Consider the following 24,459-nt stretch of genomic DNA (forward strand, 5'->3'; position numbering starts at 1 on the left):
ACGAGTGCAAGGGTTGCCCAAATTAGTCGTCTCGCGTCAATCCTTTATCTCTTATACGCATCCGTCAGCAAAATAAGAGTAAACTACATGACTATTATGCAAAAAACCTATTGGTTGATACTCACCTTAGGAAACGCAACTACCTTTTTTTTATGGCAATACCACACAGATGATCTGACCTTTTCACTGTTTGTTTTAACCCTTTTATACAGCGCCATCGGCTTTTTCGATATCTTTTTCTCTAAGCGTAATTTAAACCGGTTGTACCCAGTTGTTGCTTACATTCGCTATTTTTTAGAGTCCTTTCGCGTTGAAATACAGCAGTACTTTATTGCCAACGACACCGAAGAAAAACCCTTTAACCGAGAACAACGCTCACTAGTATATCAACGTTCAAAGTCGGTGCGCGATACAATCGCTTTTGGTACACAGCGCGACTTACTGGAAGATAATTATTTAAGCTTATGGCACTCACTTTCGCCATGTGACGTAAAAGAAGAGTATAAGCGCACGCTAATTGGTGGTCCAGATTGCAAACAGCCCTACTCGGCATCTCGCTTAAATATTTCTGCAATGAGTTTTGGTTCGTTAAGTAAAAATGCCATCGAAGCGCTTAACTTAGGTGCCCATAAAGGTAGTTTTTACCACAATACTGGTGAAGGCGGGCTCAGCCCTTATCACCTAAAACACGGTGGCGACATTGTTTGGCAAATCGGTTCGGGACTATTTTCGTGTCGTACACAAAGTGGCGACTTTGACCGTGAAGTATTTCGCACTAAAAGCGCATTGCCGCAAGTTAAAATGATTGAAATAAAGCTATCGCAAGGTGCAAAACCAGGCCATGGTGGTGTATTACCTAAAGCAAAAATTACCGACGAAATAGCACGTATTCGATTGGTGGACCAAGATAAAGACTGTATATCGCCAGCGGCGCATCCCAAGTGCAAAACGCCAAAAGAGTTACTTAACTTTGTGGCTGAATTACGCGACCTTAGCCAAGGCAAACCTGTTGGCTTTAAACTTTGCTTAGGCAACCCTGCGGAGTTTTTGGCAATCTGTAAAGCCATGTTAGAACTGGATATTTACCCCGATTTTATTACCGTTGATGGCGCTGAGGGTGGCACAGGTGCTGCGCCCGTTGAATTTTCAAACCGCTTAGGCATGACCTGCCTTGAAAGTGTTTACCTTATTCATAACGCATTAATTGGCGTTGGTATTCGCGATAGAATCAGCATTATTGCCTCTGGTAAAACCGCTTCGGCATTCGATCTATTAGCAAAACTAGCAATTGGTGCAGACGCTGTGAACGCAGCGCGAACCATGATGATGGCATTAGGCTGCATTCAATCACGCAGTTGTAACACTAATGAATGCCCAACAGGCATTGCCACACAAGATCCTGCGCGCGCAAAAGCAATTGATGTTAAAAGTAAAAGTGAGCGAGTTAAAAACTTTCATAAAAATACCCTACACGCCTTTTATGAATTACTCGGTAGCATGGGGTTAGACGACCCCGATAAACTACTACCACAAATGGTAAAACGCAGAACGCCATACGGCTTGCTAATGTCGGTTGGCAGCTTAATAAAACCGTTACGCAAAGGTGAGATACTGGAAGATAGGCCACTTGGCAATTGGAGTATTTGGTGGCAACAAGCCTCTAGCGAGCATTTTTACGTATACGACGAGACTATTTTGAAACCACAGGAGTTAGTACGTGACAACACCTAATTTATCGCAGTTAAAAAACCAATCACTGATTAAACAAAGTAGTTTCGTTAACGGCTCGTGGTTATCATCAAATAGCTCATTTGACGTTGTTAATCCTTTTAACAATGAGTCACTACTGCAGGTTGATGATATTGAGATAACGCAAGTTGAAGATGCGGTTTCTGCCGCCAAAAGCGCTCAGCACGCATGGCAAAGTACCACCGCCTACGAACGAGCAACTCAACTTAAAAAGTGGGGCGAATTATTAACAGAAAATCTTGACGATTTAGCGCTATTACTCACTTTAGAGCAAGGCAAACCGCTGGCGGAAGCGCGCGGCGAAATTGAATATGGCATTAGTTATATTGAGTGGTTTTGCGAAGAAGCCAAGCGAGTTTACGGCGATACCATTCCTGCGCTAAGTAATTCTCAGCAAGTAATTGTAACAAAACACCCTGTTGGTGTTGTTGCGGCGATTACACCTTGGAATTTCCCTAATGCGATGATCACCCGAAAAGCCGCAGCTGCACTTGCTGCAGGCTGTTGTTTTATTGTGAAGCCATCAGAGTTAACGCCTTTAAGTGCGCTAGCAATGGCTGAATTAAGCCAACAGGCAGGCATACCAAAAGGTGCTTTTAATGTGGTTGTGGGTACTAATGCTAAAGCCATTGGCGAGGTGTTAACAACCCACCCAGATATTGCCAAGTTTAGCTTTACCGGTTCCACAGCTGTGGGTAAATTACTCACCAAGCAAGCCGCATCAACGGTAAAACGCGTTTCGATGGAGCTTGGCGGTAATGCTCCGTTTATTGTTTTTGACGATGCTGATTTAGAGGCAGCAGCAACTGGGTTAATTGCAGCAAAATTTAGAAATGCAGGGCAAACCTGTGTGTGCGCCAATCGTATTTATCTTGCCGAATCCATTAAACAGTCGTTTTTAGCCATCTTCACAGAAAAGTTAAAGCAGTTAAAACAAGGAAATGGCCTTAACGATGTGCAACTTGGCCCGCTTATTAACCAAGCCGCAATCGATAAAGTCACACAATTAGTTAATACAGCGCTAAGTGAAGGCGCACATACTCACTACCAAGGTGAAGCAAGTGCAACAGGCTACCCAGCAACGATTTTAACCAACTGCAACAACACCATGGAGATTGCACAAAACGAGATTTTTGGCCCCGTAGCCACTATTTTTAGCTTTGATGATGAACAAACCGCTATCAATCTCGCTAACGATACTGAGTATGGCCTTGCCGCTTATTTTTATAGCCAAAACATTAATCGCATTATGCGCGCAGCCAATCAATTAAAGTTTGGCATGCTTGGCATTAATGAGGGCGTTATTTCAAATGCCGCCGCCCCATTTGGTGGCGTAAAACAGTCCGGTTACGGCCGAGAGGGATCGAAAGTTGGCCTAGATGACTACCTTGAAACTAAGTATTTGTGTTTCGGTAATTTATCAAGCTAATAACTCGCACTACTAGTGTTTACTTTCAAAGGAGATGAATTATGAGTTTTTATAAATTATCAGCCATCACGGCGTTAATCGCGGTGTTACTTTCAGTCGCCCTAATGGGAATACCTGAGCTGCTTTTTTATCTATTTAATATTGAAGCCAGCGATACAACCTATTTTATGGGACGTAGAGCAAGTATTCTGTTTCTTGGGCTTGCATTGGTATCTTGGCAAATGCGCAACATATCAAACAGCACCACACAGCTAGCTGTTAGCTTGAGTTTTATGGTGATTATGTTTGGCTTGGCAATACTGGGGAGTATTGAATTTACGCTAGGTAATGCAGGTGTGGGGATTTTCTTAGCAATAACCACCGAGCTGACTCTCGGGTTATTTTACCTAAAAATATGGCGAGAAAAGCGTTTATACCAATTCACTTAAGTAGCTAATCATCCTAGCGGGCTAAATATCATGCTAACTGCGTTAGAATTTATCAATGTAGAACAACTACATAAGAAAAATTCCGCCTTGTTACCATTTCATTTATCCAGCGCTATCCCTGATCACATACTTAACAGAATTGGTATTACACACAAACCCTGTTTAAATAAAAAAGGCCATAATGGCCTTTTTTATTATGATTTTAAATTTATAAAAAGCTTAAACCTTGCTTTAACAAGTTAGCTTCTTTGCTGTATCCGTTATTCGCCATGTAGCCAACCAATGAGTTTACTAGCAAAGGAACTTGCTCTTTTGGAATACCAATGCTTTCAAACGAACTATCCAAATAACCTAGGCTTGCTGCTTGTTTGCCTTTATCGCCACCTTTGCCTAGCATTGAAGTTAGTGAAGACATTGACGATTTAGGCGCTTCACTGATCAGCCCGTTAGTATTTGGTAATGCTTGACTAATCAAGGCAAAGTTTTCAGGGCTAACATGATCTTTTGCTACTTTGAGCAACGCGCCCATGCCTGAACCAATGATATCTTCAGATAAACCCAATTGTTCAGATGCATATTTTACTAAGGCATTTGATGTTGTTTTTTCTGCTGTTTGGTTCGCTACAGCAGTATTTAACGTGCTTTTTAAATCAACCGCACTCACAGAATTAGCGTAAAACGCGCCCGTTACCATTACAACTAAAGTTAATTTTTTCATTAATTACTTCCAATAAGGGTTTAACCGATTTAGGTAAAGCGTAATACTAACAACTAAGGGATTAAAAAGTCATTAATTTAATTCGCTCTGGAACTTCAACCTAAAACTGAATCACAACATCGACTCGGTAACGCACCTAAGGGTTGACAAGGAGCCATGAAAATAGGCCCTAATGCATAAAGTAAGGTGTTTATATAAAGTAATGGGCGAGTGCAGCTAAGCAATACGCAACTAATCCATACAGCACAAATAAAGCCCATGCGAGTTTAGCGTTACCCATTTCCGCTTTTATCGTTGCCACGGTTGCTACACATTGTAATGCCACTACATAAAACAACATTAAACCAATGCCAGTACCAAGTGGTAAGCCATCTGCCATAATTTGTGATGCTAGCCCTGCAATATTTTCATCAGCGCCTTCCATGCCGTACAGTGTGCCTAACGCACCAACAAATACTTCTCGCGCCAAAAACGACATCATGATTGCCACACCATAGCGCCAATCTACACCAAGTGGTTCAAACACTGGTGCGATAAACTGACCAAATTGACCAAGTAACGAGTGCTCTAAATCAGCATTTTTCGGAAAATAACCCAGCACCCAAATCACCACAGACACCATAAAAATAACCGGTGCGGCGCGTTTAATAAAATAAATACCACTGTTCAAAACACGGTGCATTAGTGGCTTCCAATGGGGCATACGGTAAGTTGGCAGTTCTAAAATAAATGGCATTTCAGACTGGTTCTGCTCTGTAATTTTAGATTTACTTAATAATGCACTTACGATCAGCGCCATCACAATACCAAATAAATACAGGGCAAAAAATGCGGTACCTTGTAAGTTAAAGACACCAAGTACTGTGTGATCTGCCGGAATAAATACCGCAACTAACAAGGCATAAACCGGCAATCTCGCAGAGCATGACATCAAGGGAATGGTCATCATAGTGATCAGGCGTTTACGCGGTGACTCTATGGTTCTGGCGGCCATAATTGCAGGTATCGCGCAGGCATGTGCTGATAGGTAAGGAATAAAGCTACGACCAGACAAACCAAAGAAGCTCAAAGGCTTATGGCAAATTAACGCAGCGCGCGCAAGGTAGCCACTATCTTCCAGTAACCCGATAATAAAAGTGAGCACCATTATTTGCGGCACAAATACTAAAAAAGAACCAACACCACCAAACAAAGCATCTGCCGTAAAGTCTTGCATCATGCCGCTTGGCAATAAGCCTGTAACAAGCGCGGCGGTATCACCAATAAGCATTTCTACGCCATCCATTAACGGCGCAGCCCATGTGAAAATGCTCTGAAACAATAAAAACATAATTGTAAAAAATGCCACAACACCAAACACGCTATTTAACAAAAAATTATCGATAACATTTTGCTTTTTAAGCACAATATCGCTGGCAATTGCATATTTTTTTGCAAGCGCTTTAGCACTTTGCACGTTTTTACTAGGGTCTGAATGGAGGTTTTGCTGAAAAGGTGCTTTAGCAATTTCAACTAAGCCTTTTTGAAATTCAGTTACACCAGTAAGGGTTTTTGCTGACAAAGCAAATACCGGGGCATTCAAATCTTTAGCGAGTTGTGCGACATCTATTTGATGATTAAAGCGCTGTAATTCATCAATTAAGTTAAGTGCAAACACAACCTTTTTATTATGTTGCTGCGCTAAATGCTGCACTTGCAATGCAAATACCAAACTGCGCTCTAATCGCGTTGCGTCTAGTACATTTACAATCACTTCGGTGTCGTCTTGATTAATCGCCTCATTTAGCTTTTCAACTGCGATCTGCTCATCTTTTGAAAGCGTATTTAGCGAATAGGTACCTGGAAAATCGACTACTTCAAAGTCATTAAATTGACCACTTTTAAGCTCGACTGTAACACCTGGAAAGTTGGCAACTTTTTGCTTTAAGCCTGTTAACTGATTAAAAAGCAAACTTTTACCACAGTTGGGCTTACCAACTAATAAAATTCGTTTCATGAGTTTCTTACGGTTTATGCGATGTAAATACGTTTAGCTATTGCAGGTTCGAGTGAGTAAACACAATCCCCCACTTGATAAACAATGGGACCATTGAACGGTGTGCGACGTATGCAGGTTATTAACGCATTTTCAGCGAACCCCATTTCCTCTAGTCGTTGAGCGACGGCGGAATCTAAACTTGGACACAAACGCGCTATTGTCGCCTGTTGTTTTACGGGAACATCACAAATCGTCATGATACTTATTCGCAGTTAAATATTTGCCGCCAGTATGCGCTTTTCTACAACAAAGCTCAATGCAATTTGAATATTTATCTAAACTTTATATAAATAAAAATTAATTTATTAATTAAATTAAAACCCAGTAAAAGTTACTAATCTTATTTTACTTAAATATTTATTTTAGATAATAAAAAAGGTCACCGAAGTGACCTTTCAATTAAATCAAATTGAGGCAGTGCAGACTAATTCATCCTGAAGCTGTGGCCCGGCTCGTCATCCATGACTCGCGTAAAACACGCTGCGAAACTTCGTTTCGGTCGTGTTTTACCCAACGTTCTTACGTGCATTGCGGAACATGCGCATCCATGGGCTATCTTCTTTCCACTCATCTGGGTGCCAAGAGTTAGCAACTGCACGGAATACACGCTCTGGGTGTGGCATCATTACTGTTGCACGACCGTCCGTTGATGTAATACCTGTAATACCTTCTGGTGAACCATTCGGGTTGTTCGGGTATTGCGTTGTTGGCTTACCAAAGTTATCAACGTACTGAACTGCAACAGTGCCAGACTCAAGTGCTGCTTTCACTGCTGCGTCGTTTGAAAACTCAGCATGACCTTCACCGTGAGATACTGCGATTGGCATACGAGAGCCAGCCATACCTTGGAAGAATACTGACGGGCTTTCTTGTACTTCTACAAGGCTGAAACGTGCTTCAAAACGCTCTGATTTGTTAGTTACAAAACGTGGCCAGTGCTCAGTACCTGGGATAAGCTCTTTCAGAGTTGATAGCATCTGACAACCGTTACACACACCTAAGCTGAACGTGTCTTGACGCTCAAAGAATGTTTGGAACTGATCGCGTGCCATATCATTAAATAGAATAGACTTAGCCCAACCTTCACCAGCACCTAGTACGTCACCGTAAGAGAAACCACCACATGCTACAAGGCCTTTGAACTCTTCTAGTGTCAAGCGACCTTCAAGGATGTCACTCATGTGTACGTCTACTGCAGCAAAGCCTGCACGGTTAAATGCTGCTGCCATTTCAACGTGTGAGTTAACACCTTGCTCACGAAGGATTGCCATCTTAGGCTTAGCACCTGTTGCAATGTAAGGTGCAGCTACGTCTTCGTTTAGGTCAAAGCTTAGTTTTACGTTAAGACCTGGATCTTTTTCGTCAAACTTCGCATCAAATTCTTGCTTAGCACACTCTGGGTTATCACGAAGTGCTTGCATCTTGTAAGTTGTCTCAGCCCAAATAGTACGTAGTTCAGTACGTGTATTTGCAAGTACAACTTCGCCACCACGGTTGAAGATAACTTTGTCATCAGTGTTTAATGCACCGATAGTATGGCAAATTGCCGCAAGGCCGTTATCAGCTAACACAGCTTCAACTGCTGCAAGGTCGTCATTGCGAACCTGAATCACTGCACCTAGCTCTTCGTTGTAAAGTGCTTCGATGTCAGAGCCTGTTAGGCTATCAAGATTCACAGTCACACCAGTGCGACCTGCGAATGCCATTTCAGCTACCGTTGTGAATAAACCACCGTCTGAACGGTCGTGGTAAGCAAGTAACTTCTCGTCAGCTACAAGTGCTTGCATCGCTTCATAGAAGCCTTTTAATAGCTCAGGGCTATCAACGTCAGGCGTCTTGTCACCAAGCTGCTTGTAAACCTGTGCAAGGCTTGATGCACCCATACGGTTTTGACCTGCACCTAAATCAACTAGGATTAGGCTTGAGTCACCTTTATCTGTACGAAGCTGAGGCGTGACTGTTTTACGAATGTCTTCTACACGACCAAATGCTGTGATTACTAGAGAAAGAGGTGCCGTAACCGCTTTGTCTTCACCATCATCTTGCCATGTTGTCTTCATCGACATTGAGTCTTTACCAACTGGGATCGTTAGACCAAGCGCTGGACATAACTCTTCACCCACAGCTTTTACTGCTTCGTAAAGACCTGCGTCTTCACCCGGGTGACCTGCTGCTGCCATCCAGTTTGCAGATAGCTTGATGTTCTCAAGACCACCAATGTTTGCGCCAGCAATGTTCGTTAACGCTTCTGCTACTGCTAAACGTGCTGATGCACCGTAGTTTAGAAGTGCTGCAGGTGTACGCTCACCCATTGACATTGCTTCACCATGGTAAGTATCAAACGCAGCTGCTGTTACAGCACAGTTTGCTACTGGTACCTGCCAAGGGCCAACCATTTGGTCACGTGCCACTAGACCTGTCACCGTACGGTCACCAATGGTGATAAGGAATGTTTTCTCAGCAATAGTTGGTAGACGAAGTAAACGCTTAGCCGCTTCCTCTACGTCGATGCTATTTGTGTTTAGTGCTTCACCAGATACCTTTTTTGACTCAACGTCACGGTGCATCTTAGGTGCTTTACCAAGTAGAACTTCAAGTGGAAGGTCTACCGGGTTGTTATCAAAGTGGCTATCAGCAACTGTTAGATGACGTTCTTCTGTTGCTTCACCAATTACAGCGTACTGCGCGCGCTCACGTTTACAGATTTCTTCAAAACGTGCGAAGTCTTCTGCCGCTACTGCCAATACATAACGTTCTTGTGATTCGTTACACCAAATTTCGTGTGGTGCCATGCCCGGCTCATCGTTCGGGATGTTACGTAGTTGGAATTTACCACCACGGCCACCATCGTCTACAAGCTCAGGGAATGCGTTTGAAAGACCACCCGCGCCCACATCGTGGATAAACGCGATTGGGTTTTCGTCACCAAGCTGCCAACATTTGTCGATAACTTCCTGACAACGACGTTCCATCTCTGGGTTTTCACGCTGTACAGAAGCAAAATCTAAGTCTTCGTTTGACTGACCAGATGCCATTGATGAAGCAGCACCACCACCAAGACCAATGTTCATCGCAGGGCCACCTAATGCAACTAGCTTAGCGCCAACTGGGATCTCACCTTTTTGAACATGCTCAGTACGGATGTTACCAAGACCACCTGCAAGCATGATTGGCTTGTGGTAACCACGTACCTCTTCACCATTGTGGCTGTTAACTTTTTCTTCGTAAGTACGGAAATAACCAAGTAGGTTAGGACGACCAAATTCGTTGTTGAACGCCGCACCACCTAGTGGGCCATCAATCATGATGTCTAGTGCATCAACAATACGACCAGGCTTGCCGAAGTTAGTTTCCCACGGCTGCTCAAAACCTGGAATACGAAGGTTAGATACGGTAAAACCAACTAGACCTGCTTTTGGCTTAGAACCACGGCCTGTTGCGCCTTCGTCACGAATTTCACCACCAGAACCGGTTGATGCGCCAGAGAATGGTGCAATTGCAGTTGGGTGGTTGTGCGTTTCAACTTTCATCAAGATTTCAATGTTCTCTTGATTGTAGCTGTACTCGCCTTCTTTATTTGGGAAGAAACGACCCGCTTTAGAACCCTTCATTACTGCTGCGTTATCTTTATAAGCAGACAGTACGTTTTCAGGGTGCGTTTCGAATGTGTTTTTGATCATTTTGAACAGCGACTTAGGCTGCTCTACGCCGTCGATTGTCCAATCAGCGTTAAAGATTTTATGACGACAGTGCTCAGAGTTCGCCTGTGCGAACATGAATAATTCGATGTCGTTCGGGTTACGACCTAGTTTAGTGAAGTTTTCTACTAGGTAGTCAATTTCGTCGTCAGCTAGCGCGAAACCTTGCTCTACGTTTGCAATCACAAGTGCTTCACGACCACCACCAAGAATGTCTACTGATGACATTGGACGCGGCTCTTCAACGCGGAATAACTGACCAGCATCTTCAAGGCTGTTATGCACAGACTCTGTCATACGGTCATGAACTAGCTTAGCAACGTCATTTAGCTGCTGCGCGTTTAGGTCGCCTTCAACATAGTAAGCAATACCACGTTCAACACGGTGTACTTTGTCTAAACCACAGTTGTTAGCAATATCAGTTGCCTTTGATGCCCATGGAGAAATGGTACCAATGCGCGGCGTCACTAAAATGAGCGCACCTTCAGGCGTATGTTCAGTAATGGTCGGCCCATACTTTAATAGCTTATTTAGTTTGTCTAACTCAGACTCTGAAAGTTCTGCTGTTAAATCAGCAAAATGCATAAACTCAGCGTAAACACCAGTCACTGGTAAATTGGCGTCAGCGCAGGTTTTAAGGATCTTTTGAACTTTAAAATCAGAAAGTGCAGGTGCACCACGTAGGATCAACATAGGTATTTTCATCCGGGGTTAAGGATTGAACGAAGATTTATGGGCGCACATTATAGTGGAAAATGACATGAGATTTAAATAAAAATCAAAAAATAGACAAAAATAGGCAAATTCTAATTTCATGTATAGGACATTAGTCCTCGTGACGATCGGGACTTTATCTGTTATAACAAGCTTGTAGGGGTTAGTTATTTTAGGATTTGAGTGCTAAAACGCGTTGTAATTACACTGGTTATTTTTTTGCTGGCAGCATGCTCAGAGCCTGTCGCAGAAACACACCTCGGCCAAATTAAACAAAAAGATAAAGTTCGTATCGGCACTCTTGCCGGCGAAAGTACTTACTATATTAGTGCCAATGGTGAGCTCGGTTTTGAATATGAGCTCGCCAAAGCATTCGCAAACTTTATTGACGCAGAACTCGAAATCATTCCTTTTTTCTCAATTAAAGACATGCTTAACAAGCTAGAAAAAGGACAAATCGATATTCTCGCCTCAGGCCTTACCCTAAATAAGTCGCGTTTAAATAAATACCGTTTTGCGCCGCAATACCGCTCAATCAGTCAAAAGCTCGTTTATAAACAAGGGCGTAAAAGGCCGCGTAATTTTTCACAGCTAGATGCCCCCGTTACTGTTATTGCCAAAAGTGCTCATGCTGCCAGTTTATTAAAAGCAAAAGCCAATTTTGAAAACTTACAATGGGTTGAAACCGAAGAGTTTGATGAAGCCGAATTATTACAAGGCATTATTGATGGCAAATTCGCTTACACCATTGCTGACTCGCACACTTTGGCGTTATTTCGTCGCTATCACCCTGAGCTTAGTATTGCCTTTTCGGTAACCCGTGAAGAACCGGTCGCTTGGATGCTACAACAAAATGATGACGACAGTTTATATGCAATGGCGATTGAGTTTTTTGGTTATGCACGCTCAACGGGCCTATTACAAAACCTAGAAGAAAAATATTTTGGCCACGTTCGTCAGTTTAACTACATCAATACTCTTGCTTATATAGAAGCAGTTCGTGATGTATTACCTAAATACCGAGATTGGTTTAAGCAATATTCACGCAGCCTTGATTGGCGCTTACTGGCAGCAGTCAGTTATCAAGAATCGATGTGGGACCCACGTGCCAAATCGCCAACTGGCGTACGCGGTATTATGATGTTGACCTTGCCCACTGCAAAATCGGTGGGTGTTAAAAACCGCCTTGAACCCGAACAAAATATTCGTGGTGGCGGCATCTATTTAGAAAAATTAATTAATCGCGTACCCGAACGCATAAAAGAGCCAGACCGCACTTGGCTTGCGCTTGCCGCTTACAATGTGGGTTTTGGTCATATGGAAGATGCCCGCGTGCTAACTGAAAAAGCGGGCGGCGATGCCGACAAATGGGCAGATGTGAAAAAACATTTACCGTTACTGATTAAAAAGCGCTACTATCGCCAAACAAGATACGGGTTTGCCCGTGGCGATGTCGCCGTTAAATATGTCGATAATATTCGCCGCTATTACGACACACTCGTTTGGCTTGATGAAAACCAAGATGAGTAACACGATAGTTGAATTCACCGTGGTGAATGTCATATAAGTGTCATAATTTATTAATAAACTTATCGAGAGATAAGGGCTTTAGCCAATTACCCTTCTCCACTCTCACCTTTTTAAGGAGAACCTATGCTAAGAACGCGTAGAAAATTCAAAGTAAAACGCAGTACGGTTAACACGTGTGCTATTCGTCGCCGCATTGCAAGACGCAACACCCATCGTAAAGTTCTTGAACGTCGCAGAGCATTTAATTTATTGGTGGAAGCTGAAGCGAGCTAGCTTTCACCTTTTGCCGCTTTTTTAGCGGCTTTTATTTCTGCGCGGCGTTTTTTAAAAAATGCCGACAGTTTTTCACTGCACACTTCCGCTAAAACCCCGCTAGTTACATCTATTTGATGATTGAGCTTTTCGTGGCGAGTTAAGTCCATAATGCTGCCCGCTGAACCTGTTTTTTCATCATGTGCGCCAAATACCAAACGCTTTATACGGCTATGCACCAACAACCCTGCGCACATAGAGCAAGGTTCCAAAGTGACGTATAACGTACAATCGAGCATACGATAGTTTTCAATGTGCTTGCCAGCTTGGCGAATTGCCATCATCTCAGCATGGGCCGATGGATCATGCTGTGTAATTGATAAATTATACCCCTCAGCAATAATCTGGTTGTCTTTTACAACAATGGCACCAACCGGTATTTCTCCATGTTGCTCGGCAATATCAGCACGTTTAAGCGCCTCAATCATCCAATATTCATCGCTAAATTCAGGGTACATACTTACTCAGGTTGATTTATAAACACCTTAAATATTTTACCAAGTTAAAAAGATTCATGCATTGTTATCTCTTTTTCTTAGAATTTTTTAAAATAAAGGGCTAATGTCATAGTTATTCAATTATTTTTTAGGCTATAATCCGCCGCCATTTTGCACGACGCCAAAGCAATGTAGAAACAAGATGAAATTTCCTGGACGACGCAGACAAAAACACTACTTTCCAGTGGAAGATAAAGATCCGTTAACGAACGTGATCACACAAGACAGCAAGCTTGCACGTAATTACATAGTGGGTATTGACCAAATTGTGGTTGATATAGAAGCCAAAGTTGATCAAGCCTTTCTCAACGAGTTTGGCCTGCACCGCGGCATGTCGCAAGTAATGGATGATGACACCACCAACGCTCTCTATGCACGCTTAAAAGATCATGACATGATCGACTACGAATTTGCAGGCGGCACTATTGGTAACACCATGCACAATTACTCAGTGTTATCAGACGACCGTTCAGTACTGCTTGGTGTGATGTGCGAAAATATCAAAATTGGCAGTTATGCTTATCGCTTCGTTAGTAAAACCTCAACCCGCGTAGATTTAGAACATCTACAACCGGTTGATGGCCCAATTGGTCGTTGTTTTACACTTATCGATGAAAGTGGCGAACGTACTTTCGCTATCAGTCCTGGTTTAATGAACCGCCTACGTCCTGAATCCATTTCCCAAGAGCTTATTGCTAACTCGTCTGCTTTAGTTATTTCTGCTTATTTAATGCGTACTACAGGTGAAGACACCATGACCGAAGCAGCGTTAAAAGCCGTTGAATACGCAAACGCAGCAAATGTACCTGTTGTGCTGAGCTTAGGTACCAAATTCTTAATTGAGCAAGACCCAGAGTGGTGGCAAAACTTCGTTAACGATCACGTTGACATATTAGCTATGAACGAAGAAGAAGGCCTTGCCATTACCGGCTTCGAAGACCCGCTATTAGCCGCTGATAAAGCACTTGATTGGGTTGATATGGTAATTTGTACTGCTGGCGCCCAAGGCATGTTCTTAGCTAGCTACATTGATGACTGTTGGAAACGCCCAACAGAGCACCAATTAATGCCTGGCAGCATTCCTGATTTTAATAAATTTGAATTTTCACGCGCGATGCGTCGTAAAGACTGTAAAAATCCAGTTAAAATTTACACTCACACCGCACCTTACATGGGGGGGCCTGACAGCATTAAAAATACCAATGGCGCAGGTGATGGCGCACTGGCCGCAGTACTTCACGATATTAGCGCTAATGTGTACCACCAATTAAATGTTCCGACCTCAAGTAAGCATGAAATCAATGCGCTTACCTATTCATCACTTTCACAAATCAGTAAATATGCTAACCGTGTAAGCTATGAGGTACTAGTGCAGCATTCGCCACGTTTAACGCGCGGCTTGCCTGAACGAGAAGACAGCTTGCAACAAGCTTACTGGGAACAATAATCCCGCGTTATGTCCAATAAAAAGCCCGCTACAATATGCGGGCTTTTTGTTACCAAGTTAAACTCAGTACTTTTGGAGATTGGGAACTGGTTTTTAGTATAAGTTTACTAACTTAACCTTAGCTTAACTCTGTCAACTCCTACATTTTTAACTAAGCAAACTTTCCAACAGACATAAAAAAGCCCGCTAAAGTTAGCGGGCAAAGCTTGTATAAAAACAACAAGGGAAATAAAGTCCAAGGGAGATTGGAACTTAAGCTTACTTTAGCCTTTTTAAACTTAACCTTTGCTTAATTCATACTAATTAAATTCATTTTATGGAAAGTTATTGCAAAAAATAAAGTATTTAACCTAGCTTCTGCGCTTAATGCCTGTTTACTCAAATAACGCATTATTTAAGTCGGCTAAATCTGCTTACATACTTCAGCGAAGTGGCTATTACGGCCTTTATTGAGCAAGTGCACTTTCCAAGCTTTTGCCATCACCATCTACCGGTGAAAGTATTTTTAAGCCAAGTACTTTCGCAATTGTTGGGTAAACATCTAGATTAGGAAACTCAGCAATAGACGTATTTTGTTTAAATGCAGGTCCTTTCGCTATAAATAATGCCCCCATTTCTTGAGTGTAGGCATAACCATGCGTGCCTAAATAATCGGACTCTCCTTCAAATGAGAATGTTTTTGGTGCAGTGGTTTCAATAATAATATCAGCATCTCGAGCACCAAACTTAACACCGCGACTCGCTAGTGTATTTTTATCAAGTACGCTATAACGTCCTTTCGCATTTGCTACGAGCTGCGCTTTCGTTTTCTCGATAGACACAAATGAGTTTGGCTTAATATAAATTTGCACACGAGTTCCTGAGTTCTTAATAAGAAAATCATCTTTAGACAAACCCAGCAAGTTAATTTCAATGGTCTGCTTTGGATCAACTTGTGACATACCGTGATCGGATACTAAAACTAAATTAATATTAAGATCATTCAGCTCAGCTAAGCGCTTATCCAATTGGGCAATTAATGCATCCATTTTTTGTACGGCATCAAATGTTTGCTGTGCGTTAGGGCCAAAATCATGGCCCATTGAATCAACTAATGAAAAATAAGCTGCAACAAAACGCGGGCGCTGTGACTTTGGCAAACTAAGCCAGTCTACAATTTGGTCTACGCGGCGCTGATAATCGCTATGTTGCGAGTAGTGATAAAAATAACTTGGTGTACGACCATTAAAGCGCGCGTCTGATTCTGGCCAGAAATAAGTTGCCGCTTTAACACCTTGCATTTCAGCAAGGTTCCAAAGTGGTGTTCCATTTAGCCAGGTACTGTCGTTACGCCCTTTGCCCATGCTGTAGCATTCTTTACGATTTCTATCACAAAATTTATTATCAATTATGCCGTGATTAGCGGGCTGTAAGCCGGTAATTATTGAAATATGATTTGGAAATGTTTTAGTTGGGTAAACCGGAATCATACGCTCTGCACGAACCCCTGCTTTAGCAATTTTTGCTAAATTCTTTGCTTGGTGTTTTTCAATATAATCCCAGCGAAAACCATCAAGGGAAATCAAAACAACGGTTTGCTCTTTGGCAAACACAGGCGTGCTTAAGGCACTTAAAACAACGAGAAGTAAAACAGCTATTTTTTTCATTTGCTTTGCTTGTGTAGTAATTTGTTCCATCTAAACTTGTTGAATTACAAAAGTCTAGGCTATTTGTCCTCAGCTATATTTATTTAACGTAAGCTCGAGTTATTTATCAAAAATTGATCTTAAATAGCTAACACAACGTAATGTGGGCAATTTTCCAAAAAGATTTGATACAATCTTTTTAATTTAGCTAATTAAGTAAGGGTTACCGTGTCTCGATTCACTGCCGTCACTGAAGAACCGCATAAACGATTTCATAAAAAAACAGCCGTTTTACTCACTAACTTAGGCAGCCCAGATGCACCCACAGCAAAGGCGCTTAGAACCTATTTAGCTGAGTTTTTATCTGATCCACGCATTGTTGAAATTCCGCGTGTGCTTTGGAAAATTATTCTGCACGGCATTATTTTACGTATTCGCCCAAAACGTTCGGCGAAACTTTACGCCGGTATTTGGACTGAACACGGTTCACCATTATTGGTTTACAGTAAAAAACAGCAAGCGAAGCTAGCAACTTTACTTAAAGACAAAGGCCTAGATCACGCCGAAGTATTCTTAGCCATGCGCTACGGTAACCCATCAATTAAATCAGTGCTCGAAGAGATTCGTGAAAAAGGCTATCAAAAAATTGTTGTATTGCCTTTATATCCGCAATACAGCGGTTCAACTACCGGCTCAACTTATGATGCCATTAGTCGTGAACTTGTTGACTGGCGCTGGGTACCTGAGCTGCATTTTATTAACGGTTATCAAGACAACCCGTACTATATTGATGCCCTTGCCGCCAGCATTAAAGAAGATTTAGATAAACATGGTATGCCTGAAAAATTAGTACTTAGCTACCATGGCACACCTAAGTTTTTCCTAGAAAAAGGCGATCCGTATTATTGCTTTTGCCAAATGACCAGCCGTTTAGTGGTAGAAAAGTTAGGACTTAACAAAGACGACGTAATCACCACCTTCCAAAGTCGTTTTGGTAAAGCGGAATGGTTAAAGCCTTACACCGATGAAACCCTTGAAAAACTAGCAAAAGAAGATGGCATTAAGAACATTGCCATTGCTAGCCCTGCATTCAGCTCTGACTGCTTGGAAACATTAGAAGAACTAGAAGATGAAAATCGTGAAATTTTTGAACATGCTGGCGGTGAACACTACCGTTATATACCAGCATTAAATGACCGCGATGATCATATTGCCGCTTTTTATGAAATCATAAAGCAGCATTTGTAATTTACTACTGTATAAACAACAAAAAACCCAGCACTAGCTGGGTTTTTCTTTACCTAAATTATTGTTAGCAATATAAGCTCGATTAGAACTTGTATTCCATACCAATCGCTAGGTAATCGTTATCTGTCGTTTCGTCTTTCTCTTGCTTAGTGTAGAAAGCGAATAGCTTAGCGTTTTTGTTAAGCTTGTAATCAACACCAACAGACGTTGCTACTTTGTCATCAGCATCCGCATCAAACTCAAGTACTTGGTATTGTGCTTTTAATGTGTAGTCGTTAATTTTATATGCTGCATTAACTAAGAAACCATCTGCTGACTCAGAGCCGTCGATTTTTTCTTGTGTTTGGTACATTGCACCTAGCTTAACACCCGCTACTTTACCGTGAATTGAACCACGAACAACGTCATAACCTTTTACTTCGCTATCTACCGCAACAGATGCGTAAATCGCAGATTTTTTAAGGCCTTTATCACCATAGGTTACTGCTGCTGAGTAACCATTATCAGCGTCAGCTGAATCTTCAGCAATTACAGAGCCAATAACTTGGAAACCGTTAAACTTAGGTGTTTTATAAGTGATTGAATCACCCATACGATTTTCACCTTTGAATACGTTTTTGATATCGCCTTCAAGGTCGTTGAATAGGTCTAGTTTACCTTGTGATTGCTTTAATGCTGTGTCGTTACGACCGATTAATACTTCACCAAAACCGCCTTGTAAACCAACGTATTGGTTACGTGACTTAAGATGGTCATCACTGCTGTTTGAAGCATCTGACATATCAACTTGCCACTCAAGCTTATAAACAACTTTTAAGCCTGACTCTTCACTAAGTGTCTCACTGCCTTTTACACCAAAACGAGACGCGTTGCTTTTAATTTCAGTAAAAGAGCCTTCGCCTTCATCGCTATTTTGTACTGTAACATTCGCTTTACCGTAAACGTTTACATCAGCCATTGCAGGTGCTGAAAGTGCAGCTAGTAAAGATAAAGCAAGGGGAGCCTTAACATTTTTCATGTGAAAACCTCTAAATGAGTGAAATATATTTGTAATCAATTTGAACGAGGCGCAGTGTGTCATCAATACGTGACAGAAATATTACACTTGAAACTTTTTTTCATTTTTCTGTATTCAAATTGTCACCTACCAACAAAAACAACACCTGAGCACCAATAATCACATTAAGAAAAGTGACATTTAGCTGTCATGTTTATGTATAGGAACAATAAATTAGCAAAATATCTTCACAGAGTTTGTTTATGCCACTAAACTAAAAAATATAATTGAAACAACTACAATGAAGTAAAGTGCAGCCTAAACTATTGTTAATTGAAGACAATCCCTCAATTTCTAAAATACAACGTCATGTTGCACTTAGAATTGGTTATCAAGTCGATATTGCCGATAGCTTAGCATCCGCTATTGATTTGATTGAAGTAAATGATTACTTCTGCGCAGTTGTCGATTATGTTCTACCTGATGCATCAAATGGTGAAGCCATTCCATTAACGATTGGCGCATCAATCCCAACGATTGTAATGACTGGAAAATTAGACGACAAAACCCGTGATACTGTCATGCAATACCCAGTTGTTGATTACATCACCAAAGAGAGCCGCCAAGCATACACTTACCTAGAAACACAGCTTAAACGCTTGCCGCGCAATGAAAATGTGCGCGTGCTTATTGTTGATGACTCAAGAAACACACGCAAACTGATTAAAAGCTATTTGTTAAGACACAAATATTTAATTGCCGAAGCCGAAGACGGTGTATCGGCACTTGAAAAGCTTGCGCAGTTTGACGATATCAAAGTGATTATTTCTGACAATGAAATGCCAAACATGGATGGCGTTACCTTAACCCGTAAAATTCGCGAAAAATTCAATTCTGAAGATAAAGTAATTATTGGAATTTCTGGTACTGATGATAATCGCGTATCGGCTAATTTTTTAAAAAATGGCGCCGATGATTACCTGCGTAAACCCTTTTACCCAGAAGAGTTTTATTGTCGCGTAAGCCAAAACTTGGATATGCAAGAAAACATTGCCACCATTCGTCGTCAGGCTAATTCGGATTACTTAACCGGCCTACCAAACCGCCGTTATTTCTTTGAGCAAGCAAATAGCTTATTGAAAAGACAAAAATTTGCACACCAAGTAGCAATGCTCGATATCGACCATTTTAAAGCAGTAAACGATAACTATGGCCACGATGCTGGTGATATCGTACTAAAAGAAGTATCACGTTTATTAGATACCATGTTTGGCAAAGATCACTTAGTTGCTCGCTTAGGTGGTGAAGAGTTTGCCGTGTTGTTTATAGATGAAAACCACAAAGACAATCAAGCACTGCTTGAGCAATTTAGAGAAACCGTTAGTCAGCTGCAAATTGATTGTGCAAATCAAACACTCTGTGTAACCATTTCGATTGGGGTAACCGTAAAAGATACACAGAGTACAGATGAAATGTTAAAGCTTGCTGATTTGTGCCTGTATCAAGCAAAAGAGCAAGGCAGAAACCGCGTTATTATGGGTTAACCGCTACGCGCTTTGCGTTACGGTACGAGTCATAACTAAATAGCGCGAGTGCAGACCAAATAAAACCAAAGGTTACCATGCGGTCGGCACTAAAGGTTTCACCATAAAACAGTACAGCCAAAATAAACATTAGGCTTGGCCCAATGTACTGGAAAAAGCCTAAAGTTGAATATTGAATACGACGCGCAGCCGCTGTGAAACACAGTAGTGGCAGCGTAGTCACAATACCTGCACTAATTAACAATAAATTAAGCGATACGCTATTACTGGTTAAATCACTGGTTGGTGTATCTAACCCCCACCAATAAATTATCGCTACAGGCAACATAAATAACGATTCAATCAACAAACCTGGTAAGGTATCTACCGGTAGTTTCTTACGAATTAACCCATAAAGCGCAAACGAGCTTGCTAAGCTAAACGCAATAACTGGAAACGAGCCAAAGCTAACAAGCTGAACAACCACGCCAGTTACCGCCAGTACAACCGCAACAAGCTGCAATCTGCGTAAACGTTCTGATAAAAACAACACACCCAGCAACACATTTAACAACGGATTGATGTAGTAACCTAAGCTGGCATCTAACATATGGTTATTATTTACCGACCAAATAAACAGCCCCCAGTTAAAACCAAGTAACGCGGCGCTCAGCAATAACCAGCCTGCAGTTTTCACATTAAACAACGCACTTTTAACCGAACGCCATTTTTTAACTACCGTAAGAATTACTAATAAGAATAAAACTGACCACACCACACGGTGCAATAATATTTCCATCGCGGCAACATGATCTATTGCCTTAAAATAAATTGGGGCGAGCCCCCACATTAAAAATGCAGCGATGGCAAAAATAACGCCTTGCTTTTGACTTTGCATATCAATCACTCAACAACTCAGGGAGCGCCAGTTTAGGGATCTGCTCAATTTAAGTAAAGACAGCGCGATAAAAAGACTTTAGAATTAGCGCTCGCTAAATTGCATGCTTTGTAAGTCAATGCAGATAACATAATGCCAATCAAATACACCTTAATGTAATGGAAAATCAACAAGCGACCCAACCAGTAATGCAGCAACAAACGCCTCACAGCGTATTAAGTTCAGTATTTGGCTATAAGCAATTTCGTGCTGGGCAAGAGCAAGTCATTGACGCCGTGCTTGATGGTCAAGATTGTTTGGTTTTGATGCCAACCGGTGGTGGTAAATCATTATGTTACCAAGTACCTGCATTACTGTTACCCGGTATTACCATTGTGGTATCGCCGCTTATTTCCCTGATGCAAGATCAAGTGGCACAGCTAAAAGCACAAGGTGTTGCAGCGGCATACATTAACAACAGCCAATCGCGCGAAGAGCAGCAATTAATTTATCAAGGCCTGCACCAAGGCCAAATTAAAATTTTATATGTAGCACCTGAGCGACTGCTTACTGACGATTTTAGTACCCGCTTACAGCATTTAAATATTGGTTTGTTTGCCATAGATGAAGCGCACTGTGTGTCGCACTGGGGCCATGATTTTAGGCCTCATTACTATCGTTTAGGGCAGCTTAAACAACGCTTTAGCCATATTCCTATTATGGCACTCACAGCAACGGCAGATATTGCCACGCGTAACGATATTGTGATGCAACTGGGTCTTACTAACGCCCATATTTATACGGGTAGTTTTGACCGCCCCAATATCCGTTACACTATTGAAGAAAAATTCAAACCGCTTAGTCAGTTAATGCGCTTTTTAAAAGAGCAAAAAGGACAAAGCGGCATTATTTATTGCTCAAGCCGGAAGCGCGTTGACGACATAGCTGAAAAGCTCGTTGATGCGGGTTATAACGCAGCGTCTTATCATGCAGGGCTTGAAAATGAACAGCGTACATTTGTGCAAAATGCCTTTGCTCGCGACGATATTCATATCGTCGTGGCGACAGTTGCCTTTGGTATGGGAATTAATAAACCCAATGTGCGTTTTGTTATTCACTACGATATTCCTAAAAACATCGAGTCGTACTATCAAGAGACCGGTCGCGCTGGCCGTGATGGTCTATCAGCCGAAGCCATTATGTACTTTGACCCTGCCGATGTGCCGCGCGTAAAACGTTTTTTTGATGATATTCCAGACGAGCAACGTCGCAAAGTAGAAGAACAGCGCTTTAATGCCATGGCCAGTTTTGCTGAAGCGCAAACCTGTCGCCGCCAAATACTGCTTAACTATTTTTCTGAGTATCAAGGCAAGCCTTGCGGTAACTGTGATATTTGCTTAAATCCGCCAAAACAATTTGACGGTACTGAGCTGGCTCAAAAAGCATTAAGCTGTGTTTATCGCGTCGAGCAAAAGTTTGGTATGGGTTATGTAATTGAAGTTTTACGTGGCGCCAATACCATTCGTATTCGCGAAAACCAACACGACCAACTTTCAACTTTTGGTCTTGGCAAAGATAAATCAGTTGAATATTGGCTGAGTATTTTGCGTCAACTTATTCACCACGGATTATTACATCAAGATATCACGCAATCATCTAGTTTACGCTTAACAGAAGCAGCTCGCCCAGTATTAAAAGGTGACTTTGCCCTACAGTTAGCCGAGCCGCGACTTGAAGTGAAACACGTTTACAAAGACAAACTCGCACGCTTTAACTACGATAAAAAGCTATTTGCCAAACTTCGCGGCTTGCGTAAAGAACTGGCTGACGCAGAAGACGTACCACCTTATGTGGTATTCAGTGATGCTACGCTTGCTGAAATGGCGCAAAAGATGCCAACCAGCGATGCCGAATTCTTAAAAGTATCAGGGGTTGGATTTACCAAACTCAATAAATATGGCGCCTACTTTATGAATGCCATTCGTATGCATTTAACCAGCTAATTATTGGAGCATATAATGACTAGCAAAGCCCTTTTCTCAGACCATATTTTAATTACCCCAGTTGAACTGCCAGATGATGAAGAATTTGATCTGTGGGCAAGTATTTACCTTCACAATGATGCGATTTCATCGTTAGAATTTGAACAAGGTGCCGACCGCCACTTAATGCGTTTCAAATTTAAAAACACTTCATTTAATTTAAACTTTGAACACTATAGTCAAAGCATTTGGATTAATAGCGACAGTCAGCAAGACCTCGATTTATTACCCGAGCTCTATTCATCGCTTTAGTTTTGACATTACTTTTCACCATGCTAGCGTGAGGTAAAACATAACAATAAGAACAATAGCCATGTTTAAAAAATCGTTACTCACGCTCGCCTTATTCGCTGTTCCAAACTGCTTTGCAGCACAGACCCTTATTCACGCAGGCGAACTACTGGTCCACGCCGATAAAACACCGCTTTCAAAGCAAACTATTATTATTGAAGACGACAAAATCGTCAGTATTCAAGCTGGCTTTCAACAAGCCAGCAATGAACAAACATTGATCGACTTATCTGACAGCTTTGTAATGCCAGGCTTAATGGATATGCACGTGCATTTGCAGTTTGAGTTAGGACCAAACAACGACGCAGAAATTGCCAAAGTATCACCGGAACTAGTCGGTATGCGCAGTGCCCATTACGCCAAAAAAACGTTACAAGCCGGTTTTACTACAGTGCGTGATCTTGGTTCCGATCCGCAATATATGTATGCCCTGCGTGATGCCATAAACAAAGGCTGGCTTGAAGGGCCGCGTATTATTGCGGCAGGTGGTGTAGCAATAACGGGTGGTCACCTTGATAGCAGTGGCGTGCACCATGAAATGCTGGATAAATTTGCCTCAAAAACTACCTGCGATGGCCCTTATGATTGTCGCCGTGCAACGCGTCACGCCATAAAGTATGGTGCTGACTGGATTAAAGTTGCAGCTACAGGCGGCGTATTAACAGACCGTGCAACCGGTACTGGCCAACAAATGGAAGACGATGAGCTTGATCAAGTAGTGAAAGCCGCAAGCACCATGGGTAGAAAAGTAGCAGCACACGCTCACCAAGAAGATGGCATTATTGCCGCACTTGAGTCCGGTGTTGCCAGTGTCGAACATGGCTCTTATGCGGGCAAAAAAGCCTATAAACTGTTTAAGAAAACGGGCGCCTATTTAGTGCCTACTTTGCTTGCTGGTGAGACCGTTGTTGAAATGGCAAATAACTCTAACTTTATGAGCGATGCAATAAAGGCTAAGGCAATTCGCGTTGGCAACGATATGAAAGGTAATTTTTTTAATGCCTATAAAGCCGGTGTAAACATTGCCTATGGTACCGATAGCGGGGTATCAAAACACGGTACCAACGCGCGTGAAGCCGTACTGATGGTTGAAGCCGGAATGCCAGCAAAACAAGTGCTCAAATCGGCTACAATTAACAGTGCTAAATTGCTTGGTTTAGAAAGTCAGCTGGGCACAATCGAAAGCGGTAAATTTGCCGACATTATCGCCACTAAAGCCTCGCCATTGCAGGATATACAGCAGTTAATGGACGTTACTTTCGTAATGCGTTCAGGCCAAGTAGTTAAGTAATAAAT

The 24,459-nt window shown here is 42.0% G+C and carries 19 protein-coding genes; 11 read left to right on the top strand and 8 right to left on the bottom strand.

Annotated elements, in window-relative coordinates; genetic code table 11:
* The first annotated feature begins 87 nt into the window (after positions 1-87).
* The 3 genes from ACXAFE_RS12030 to ACXAFE_RS12040 are packed head-to-tail and all read left to right on the top strand — an operon-like array spanning position 88 to position 3,606.
* Entirely contained in the window at positions 88-1,731 is a 1,644-nt protein-coding gene (locus ACXAFE_RS12030) for an FMN-binding glutamate synthase family protein (RefSeq protein ID WP_475152908.1), read from the top strand.
* Positions 1,718-3,178 carry an NAD-dependent succinate-semialdehyde dehydrogenase gene (locus ACXAFE_RS12035; protein ID WP_475152910.1) on the top strand — a complete coding sequence of 487 codons (1,461 nt, stop codon included), beginning with the start codon at positions 1,718-1,720 and terminating at the stop codon, positions 3,176-3,178. Before ACXAFE_RS12030 ends, ACXAFE_RS12035 begins: the two co-directional genes overlap by 14 nt.
* A 41-nt stretch (positions 3,179-3,219) precedes the next feature.
* A complete protein-coding gene (locus ACXAFE_RS12040) occupies positions 3,220-3,606 on the top strand; it encodes a hypothetical protein (RefSeq protein WP_475152914.1) in 387 nt (128 codons plus the stop codon).
* A 208-nt stretch (positions 3,607-3,814) separates the two neighbouring features.
* Here ACXAFE_RS12040 and ACXAFE_RS12045 read toward each other — a convergent pair whose 3' ends face one another.
* The 4 genes from ACXAFE_RS12045 to purL all read right to left on the bottom strand — a co-directional run bounded on the left by ACXAFE_RS12045 (position 3,815) and on the right by purL (position 10,753).
* Positions 3,815-4,324, bottom strand: coding sequence for a DUF2780 domain-containing protein (locus ACXAFE_RS12045; RefSeq protein WP_475152919.1), 510 nt, complete (start codon positions 4,322-4,324; stop codon positions 3,815-3,817).
* Positions 4,325-4,514: 190 nt separating this feature from the next.
* A complete protein-coding gene (gene feoB / locus ACXAFE_RS12050) occupies positions 4,515-6,320 on the bottom strand; it encodes a ferrous iron transporter B (protein WP_475152921.1) in 1,806 nt (601 codons plus the stop codon).
* A 14-nt stretch (positions 6,321-6,334) separates the two neighbouring features.
* The gene (locus tag ACXAFE_RS12055) at positions 6,335-6,559 is read right to left on the bottom strand and encodes a FeoA family protein (RefSeq protein ID WP_010562077.1); all 225 of its coding nucleotides are present in this window, start codon (positions 6,557-6,559) and stop codon (positions 6,335-6,337) included.
* A gap of 309 nt (positions 6,560-6,868) precedes the next feature.
* Positions 6,869-10,753, bottom strand: a complete 3,885-nt coding sequence (gene purL / locus ACXAFE_RS12060; RefSeq protein WP_475152923.1) for a phosphoribosylformylglycinamidine synthase — start codon at positions 10,751-10,753, stop codon at positions 6,869-6,871.
* 204 nt (positions 10,754-10,957) lie between these two features.
* Here purL and mltF point away from each other — a divergent pair, with 204 nt between their 5' ends.
* Positions 10,958-12,304, top strand: a complete 1,347-nt coding sequence (gene mltF / locus ACXAFE_RS12065; protein WP_475152925.1) for a membrane-bound lytic murein transglycosylase MltF — start codon at positions 10,958-10,960, stop codon at positions 12,302-12,304.
* A 123-nt stretch (positions 12,305-12,427) separates the two neighbouring features.
* On the top strand, positions 12,428-12,577 hold the full coding sequence (locus tag ACXAFE_RS12070) for a hypothetical protein (protein WP_157813511.1): 150 nt from the start codon (positions 12,428-12,430) through the stop codon (positions 12,575-12,577).
* On the opposite strand, the gene tadA is transcribed toward ACXAFE_RS12070, so the two are convergent.
* Complete coding sequence (gene tadA / locus ACXAFE_RS12075) at positions 12,574-13,074, bottom strand: tRNA adenosine(34) deaminase TadA (RefSeq protein WP_010562080.1); 501 nt, start codon at positions 13,072-13,074, stop codon at positions 12,574-12,576. The genes ACXAFE_RS12070 and tadA overlap by 4 nt on opposite strands.
* 181 nt (positions 13,075-13,255) lie before the next feature.
* Between tadA and ACXAFE_RS12080 the strand changes: the two genes are divergently transcribed.
* Positions 13,256-14,560, top strand: coding sequence for an inosine/guanosine kinase (locus tag ACXAFE_RS12080; protein WP_237131807.1), 1,305 nt, complete (start codon positions 13,256-13,258; stop codon positions 14,558-14,560).
* 446 nt (positions 14,561-15,006) lie between these two features.
* On the opposite strand, the gene ACXAFE_RS12085 is transcribed toward ACXAFE_RS12080, so the two are convergent.
* Positions 15,007-16,206, bottom strand: coding sequence for an alkaline phosphatase family protein (locus tag ACXAFE_RS12085; protein ID WP_475152928.1), 1,200 nt, complete (start codon positions 16,204-16,206; stop codon positions 15,007-15,009).
* A gap of 207 nt (positions 16,207-16,413) precedes the next feature.
* Between ACXAFE_RS12085 and hemH the strand changes: the two genes are divergently transcribed.
* A complete protein-coding gene (gene hemH, locus ACXAFE_RS12090) occupies positions 16,414-17,433 on the top strand; it encodes a ferrochelatase (RefSeq protein ID WP_475152930.1) in 1,020 nt (339 codons plus the stop codon).
* An 82-nt stretch (positions 17,434-17,515) separates the two neighbouring features.
* Here the strand turns inward: hemH and ACXAFE_RS12095 are convergent, their stop codons facing one another.
* Complete coding sequence (locus tag ACXAFE_RS12095) at positions 17,516-18,451, bottom strand: porin (RefSeq protein WP_010562084.1); 936 nt, start codon at positions 18,449-18,451, stop codon at positions 17,516-17,518.
* A gap of 290 nt (positions 18,452-18,741) precedes the next feature.
* Between ACXAFE_RS12095 and ACXAFE_RS12100 the strand changes: the two genes are divergently transcribed.
* Positions 18,742-19,974 (top strand): GGDEF domain-containing response regulator, encoded by a 1,233-nt coding sequence (locus ACXAFE_RS12100; RefSeq protein ID WP_475152933.1) that lies wholly within the window; start codon positions 18,742-18,744, stop codon positions 19,972-19,974.
* Here ACXAFE_RS12100 and rarD read toward each other — a convergent pair.
* Positions 19,964-20,851, bottom strand: a complete 888-nt coding sequence (gene rarD / locus ACXAFE_RS12105; protein ID WP_475152936.1) for an EamA family transporter RarD — start codon at positions 20,849-20,851, stop codon at positions 19,964-19,966. The genes ACXAFE_RS12100 and rarD overlap by 11 nt on opposite strands.
* A gap of 158 nt (positions 20,852-21,009) precedes the next feature.
* Between rarD and recQ the strand changes: the two genes are divergently transcribed.
* The 3 genes from recQ to ACXAFE_RS12120 all read left to right on the top strand — a co-directional run bounded on the left by recQ (position 21,010) and on the right by ACXAFE_RS12120 (position 24,454).
* A complete protein-coding gene (recQ, locus tag ACXAFE_RS12110; protein WP_475152940.1) occupies positions 21,010-22,833 on the top strand; it encodes a DNA helicase RecQ in 1,824 nt (607 codons plus the stop codon).
* 15 nt (positions 22,834-22,848) lie between these two features.
* Entirely contained in the window at positions 22,849-23,124 is a 276-nt protein-coding gene (locus ACXAFE_RS12115) for a DUF3630 family protein (protein WP_475152942.1), read from the top strand.
* Between the two features lie 61 nt (positions 23,125-23,185).
* Positions 23,186-24,454 (top strand): metal-dependent hydrolase family protein, encoded by a 1,269-nt coding sequence (locus ACXAFE_RS12120; protein ID WP_475152944.1) that lies wholly within the window; start codon positions 23,186-23,188, stop codon positions 24,452-24,454.
* The last annotated feature ends 5 nt before the right edge of the window (positions 24,455-24,459 follow it).

The sequence above is a fragment of the Pseudoalteromonas sp. ABV4_021 genome (genome assembly GCF_056159365.1).